General features: G+C 40.9%; 6 protein-coding genes. All 6 read right to left on the reverse strand.

Translation table 11 applies throughout. The annotated features are described in order from the left end of the window. A partial coding sequence (locus Q1V93_RS12290) for a PKD domain-containing protein (RefSeq protein ID WP_300665107.1) occupies positions 1 to 1,289 on the reverse strand: 1,289 nt, incomplete at its 3' end. Between the two features lie 31 nt (positions 1,290 to 1,320). Beyond that, positions 1,321 to 1,731, reverse strand: a complete 411-nt coding sequence (locus tag Q1V93_RS12295) for a hypothetical protein (protein WP_300665109.1) — start codon at positions 1,729 to 1,731, stop codon at positions 1,321 to 1,323. 134 nt (positions 1,732 to 1,865) lie between these two features. Continuing rightward, positions 1,866 to 2,531 carry a phosphatase PAP2 family protein gene (locus Q1V93_RS12300; RefSeq protein WP_300665111.1) on the reverse strand — a complete coding sequence of 222 codons (666 nt, stop codon included), beginning with the start codon at positions 2,529 to 2,531 and terminating at the stop codon, positions 1,866 to 1,868. Then, the gene (gene rpoN / locus Q1V93_RS12305) at positions 2,532 to 3,983 is read right to left on the reverse strand and encodes an RNA polymerase factor sigma-54 (protein WP_300665113.1); all 1,452 of its coding nucleotides are present in this window, start codon (positions 3,981 to 3,983) and stop codon (positions 2,532 to 2,534) included. Positions 3,984 to 4,093: 110 nt separating this feature from the next. Further along, the gene (locus tag Q1V93_RS12310) at positions 4,094 to 4,483 is read right to left on the reverse strand and encodes a four helix bundle protein (RefSeq protein ID WP_300665114.1); all 390 of its coding nucleotides are present in this window, start codon (positions 4,481 to 4,483) and stop codon (positions 4,094 to 4,096) included. A 106-nt stretch (positions 4,484 to 4,589) separates the two neighbouring features. Beyond that, on the reverse strand, positions 4,590 to 5,460 hold an 871-nt coding region (gene asnS / locus Q1V93_RS12315), incomplete at its 5' end, for an asparagine--tRNA ligase (protein WP_300665116.1).

Below are 5,460 nucleotides of genomic sequence, written 5' to 3' on the forward strand. Positions count from 1 at the left end.
ATTCCGTTTAAAGGACAACCAACCAGGTTGGTAAACGGTTGAATCGGTTCGTAATTTCCGGCAGGAAGCGTTCCCCCGAAACCGTTGTTATTCGACCAATCAACCCAGGTTTCTGTTGCTGTCGGTGTAAAACAATAGGTATATGGAATTCCCTGAGTTGTCGGATCGCTACAATCCACATTGTCCAAAGGATTCGGCTCACCGATCTGAGTACCTCCACCACCTTGCTGATGCAAAATCTGGTTTTGACCATTCGGGCATTCTACAATAATCACCAAATCGCCCATGAAGGAATGCTCCAATCCCAGGCACAAACTTTGAATATCGCTCAATTGTGTAATCGTTGATCCGGCCGCAAATCCTGTCTGCATGATTTGTACATCCTGTGAAACTCCCAGCAAAGTATCCGGTAAACATCCGTCATCAATGGTTTGTGAACCCGGGAAACCGTTCCACGTTACTTCATAGAAATCCGGATCTGCGGTAAATGTGACACTTTCGCCCAAACACAGTGTAGTATCTGCCGGAAAGCCGATAAATGTAGGAATTGTGGCAACGAAAACCTGTAAATCTATTAAGTTGGTATTTCCACAACCGTTGTTGTCCGTTACAAACAATTGCACCAGGTATTGTCCCGGAGCATTAAACGCATGTGAAGCATTTGAACCAATCGCAGTGCTTCCGTCCATGAAATCCCATTTATAGTTCGCTAATGTGAATCCGGGAGCAGCTGACGATGCAATTCCGGAAAAGTCAACCACATCTCCGACACATACCCGTGTACTGTCTGCAGTTTCTCCACCTACGATAATTCCGGCTGCTGTTGGGGTAGCACAAGGCGTTGTACACGTTGCGCTCGCAGTAAACATTCCTGTTCCCGCAGTATTTGATCTGAATCTCAAGGTAATACAACCAGTTGTATTCAATGCCGTTGCCATGATGATAACACCTTGCAGCTGAGTTCCGGAATACGTTCCCAAAGTTGGAGCTGCAGTGGAATTCCCATCATAAACATCCATGTAATCTACATTGGTGATGTTTGGTGCAGGATTATCATCTGTTGTACTCAACTGAAACAAGTTAAATACCACCGAAATGATATCTCCCGGAGTGTCGGGACAAATAGTCACAATAACTGTTTCATTGTTGCTGTAACCTGGTCCTCCCTGTCCACCGGAATCGATAATAAATCCGTTACAGGTATTGAATGTCTGGTTATTACTTGCTCCGGACATCTGAATAGTTGTTTGCTGCGAAAAGGCAACGTGAGCTAATAGAGCTATTAGCACTGCAAGAAAATTCTTCATAATAATATCAGGTCTATTTCGTGTTTAGGGGGCTTGTGGTAAAAGCCTTTGTAACTTCAGGAATGGCGAAGAAAACCAATACACGGTCTTTATCTACCTGAACATATTGTCTTTCTGTTTTCGACAATTTAATACCAAGATCATAAAAATTGAACCCACTTGTACCCAGATTACTTTTGTCAGAATCTGCTAAACGAATATCTGTTCTGATCAGTTTTCGCTGCTCTTTGGTAAGCGTGTTTCGGGAAACGATTTCATAAGAATGATCTAATTCAAACAATAGATAATTGTAGGCATTCTTATTGTATTCGTATACTTTTTCGGCTTCTTTGCCTTTGTTCTTTAGGATCCTTGAGTCAATATCCTGAGAGAAGGAAATTGTTGTGGAAATAAGGAATCCTGCCAGGATTAATACATTTTTCAATTTGGCTTCGTTTTAGTTCTGTGTTAGCTAGACAACAAAAGTTTGGAAAGGTTGTCTAAAAGTTGAACAAATTTAACAAAAAAGTTAACTTTTGAGTTACTATCTTAACCTTTTAACCCCAGATTATTTAAATCCTAATAACAATAAAAGAAAAAGAGAACTCCTGCTACAATTCCAACAAAACCAATTAAATAGCCAATTAATAACTGGCTTAGCGTATGTAATTTCAGATACATTCTTGCCGACATGACAACGCCGCTTGCGATAAATGCGGTTACTAAAATCCACATGGGAAAAACAAGCATTTTACCATAATACATGTACAAAAAGCCGCATAAAATTCCCATTCCGGCAGCATGGAGCGATACTTTCCAACGAAAAGTCAGAATGGTGCAGGCCGCAACAGCGAGCAAAGATCCACCCGCCAATCCGAACAAGAACCTGGAACCTTGCAAAGCAAGAGGAACTTTATAAAGTAAAATAAGTAATAAACAAACTCCGAACAGGTTGGTCATAATGGAAGGAATGATTCTTTCTGAACGTTTTTCCATCATAACTGAGCTTACCGATCCTCTTGTTTGCAGGAAAAGTACTGTCAGCGCCGGAGCCAAAACTGAGAATGCCGAAAACAAATAAAGCAGCACTTCCTTTGCTTTGTCGTCTAAAGCGTACAAGTTGTTATCCTGATATAACGAATATAAATTCTCCCAGTTTTCAACGTACATCGCTAGTGCCACAGCATAAACCGGAGCAAGCAATGGAAGGAAAATCCACGAAAGAATTTTAGAAACAACTCTCATTTACAATTCTTTACGTAAACGCGCCACTGGAATATTGAGCTGTTCACGGTATTTGGCAATTGTTCTTCTCGCAATATTGTATCCTTTATCATTCAGCAATTTCGCCAAATGCTCATCTGTTAGAGGTTTCTTTTTGTTTTCAGATTCAATGGCATCGGTCAGAATCTTCTTCACTTCCCGGGTAGAAACTTCTTCTCCTGTGTCCGTAGAAAGGGATTCCGAGAAAAAGTACTTCAGGGAGTAAACACCGTAAGCTGTTTGAACATACTTGGAATTTGCAACACGCGATACCGTTGAAATATCCAGCCCAACGATTTCTGCAATATCTTTCAGAATCATCGGCTTCATGTTTGTTTCATCTCCTGTCAGGAAGAATTCATACTGATACATCATAATGGCATGCATCGTTGTGTACAATGTCTGCTGCCGCTGACGAATCGCATCTATGAACCATTTTGCGCCTTCGAGTTTTGTTTTCACAAAGGTCAATGCGTCTTTATCCGCTTTCGACGTTTTTGCACCTTCCGCATAACTTCTGAGCAATTGCTCGTATTCTTTCGAAACTTTCAGATCCGGAGTGTTTCTTCCGTTAATGGACAATTCGAGTTTCCCGTCAAATTCCGCAATCATAAAATCGGGAATGACCTGCTGAACACTTTTCGAGTTATCTTTCAAAGACCCTCCCGGTTTAGGATTCAGGCGGATAATGGCATCAATGGCTTCTTTCAGATCTTCGTCTTCGATTTCCAGTTTTTTCTGGATCTTATCGTAATGTTTCTTGGTAAACTCTTCGAAATGATCTTCGAGGATCTTTTTAGCCGTAAACAAGGTAATATTTCCTTCCTGGATGCGTTCAATCTGAAGCAACAAACATTCTCTCAAATCGCGTGCACCGATTCCGGCCGGATCCAATTCCTGAACGATTTTAAGCACGTGTTCTACTTCTGCTTCCGTCACCATGATGTTGGAAGAGAAGGCCAGATCATCTACAATTGCATCCAATTCGCGATTCAGATATCCCGACTCATCCAGGTTTCCGATAATCGTATCGGCTATCTGAAACTGTGTGTCGTCTAAATCCAGCAAATGAAGCTGTTCGGTCAGTTTATCCTGGAATGACGAATCAACGGAAAGCGGAACACCGCGTTCTTCGTCGTCTTTGCTTTTATTATTTACCTGCGTTTTATAGTCGGGTGTATCATCGTCGAAATAATCGCTGATGTCGAAATCGGTATCAAACTCGTTTTCATCATCCTTGTAATCATCTTCCGGATCATTGTCGTATTCGTCAACTTCTTCCGCACCTTCGTCCAAAGCCGGATTTTCCTCCAATTCCTGTTTGATTCGCTGATCCAATTCCATAGTAGGAACTTGCAACAACTTCATCAATTGAATTTGCTGAGGGGAAAGTCTTTGTTCCAGTTTTTGCGTAAGCTGTTGCCTTAGTGCCATCTATGGTTTTATTCTAGTAATGTAAAAAATGAATGTTCAAATGTTCAAATGTTCAAATGTTCAAATGTTCAAATGTTCAAATGTTCAAATGTTCAAACAAAATAATTCTTTCAACTAAATTTTTGTCCTTTGAATTCTGATTTTTTGATTTGCATAATCAAACTATAGATTCCAACCGACAACATCTCTGCTTTGGATTTTAATTCCAAAAATTCAGGTTCCTGAATTATTCCAAAATCTAAAGCCCGATACAATTGAGATCTGCTTTCTCCTGCACTTGCTTTTGAAATCCAAAGATACTGCAAAAATTCCTTATTCCCTCCCCGTTCAAATCCTTCGGCAATGTTGTCCATAATGCTACTACTAGAACGAATAATCTGATTACTCAATGCCCTTTCTTCAAATTCTTTCTTATGCCTGAAAATCGCATGAATTTCTTTTGAAAACTCACGACTTTTGGTCCAAATTAAAAGGTCTTCAAACCGTTTTACTCCTTCCATTGCTCCAGTGATTTCTATTGAAGATAGGAAAAAAGGCTCAATAGTTCAATTAAAACTATTTTATATTATCACTACATTTTAGCTCTTTGAATCTTTTGAACTTTACTTAGAATTCTGCGTTTTGCGGTGTTCTTGGGAATGGAATGACGTCGCGGATATTGGACACCCCTGTTACGAACATCACCATGCGCTCGAAACCAAGGCCGAAACCGGAATGTGGAACCGAACCAAAACGGCGCGTATCTAAGTACCACCACAATTCTTCTTCGTGGATTCCGAAATCGGCACATTTCTTCTTCAAAACTTCCAAACGCTCTTCACGCTCGGAACCTCCGACCATTTCACCGATTCCAGGGAACAAAATATCCATTGCAGCAACGGTTTCTTTTCCTGGTTCGCAACCGTCGTTTGCACGCATGTAGAAGGCTTTGAATGATGCAGGATAGTCCGTAATGATCACCGGGCGTTTGAATTCTTTCTCCACCAAATAACGTTCGTGCTCCGATTGCAAATCAGTTCCCCAGCTTACATCGTATTTGAATTTCTTCTTTTTGTAATGGTTCGAGTTCATCAAGACTTCAATCGCGTCCGTATAAGTGATTCGTTTGAAATCGTTTTGAATGACAAACTGCAAACGTTCGATCAATCCCAATTCGTTGCGTTCATTCTGCGGTTTGGATTGTTGCTCCTGCGCATCACGATCATTCAAGAATTTCAAATCATCTGCACAATGATCCATCACATACTGGCAAATGTATTTCAGCATGCTTTCCGCCAAATCCATGTTGTCAGGAAGTTTGTTGAATGCCACTTCCGGTTCAATCATCCAGAATTCAGCCAAATGGCGTGAAGTGTTTGAGTTCTCTGCGCGGAATGTTGGTCCAAATGTATAAATCTGTCCCAGAGCCAATGCTGCCAATTCTCCTTCCAGCTGTCCGGAAACCGTTAAGTTCACTTGTTTCCCGAAGAAATCTTCC

This window comes from Fluviicola sp. (assembly GCF_030151805.1).
Taxonomy (GTDB): domain Bacteria; phylum Bacteroidota; class Bacteroidia; order Flavobacteriales_D; family Crocinitomicaceae; genus Fluviicola.

Excerpts from the sequence above, each read along its gene's own strand:
- Q1V93_RS12310 (WP_300665114.1), bottom strand. The coding sequence starts at position 4,483 with ATGGAAGGAGTAAAACGGTTTGAAGACCTTTTAATTTGGACCAAAAGT.
- Q1V93_RS12300 (WP_300665111.1), bottom strand. The coding sequence starts at position 2,531 with ATGAGAGTTGTTTCTAAAATTCTTTCGTGGATTTTCCTTCCATTGCTT.
- rpoN (WP_300665113.1), bottom strand. The coding sequence starts at position 3,983 with ATGGCACTAAGGCAACAGCTTACGCAAAAACTGGAACAAAGACTTTCC.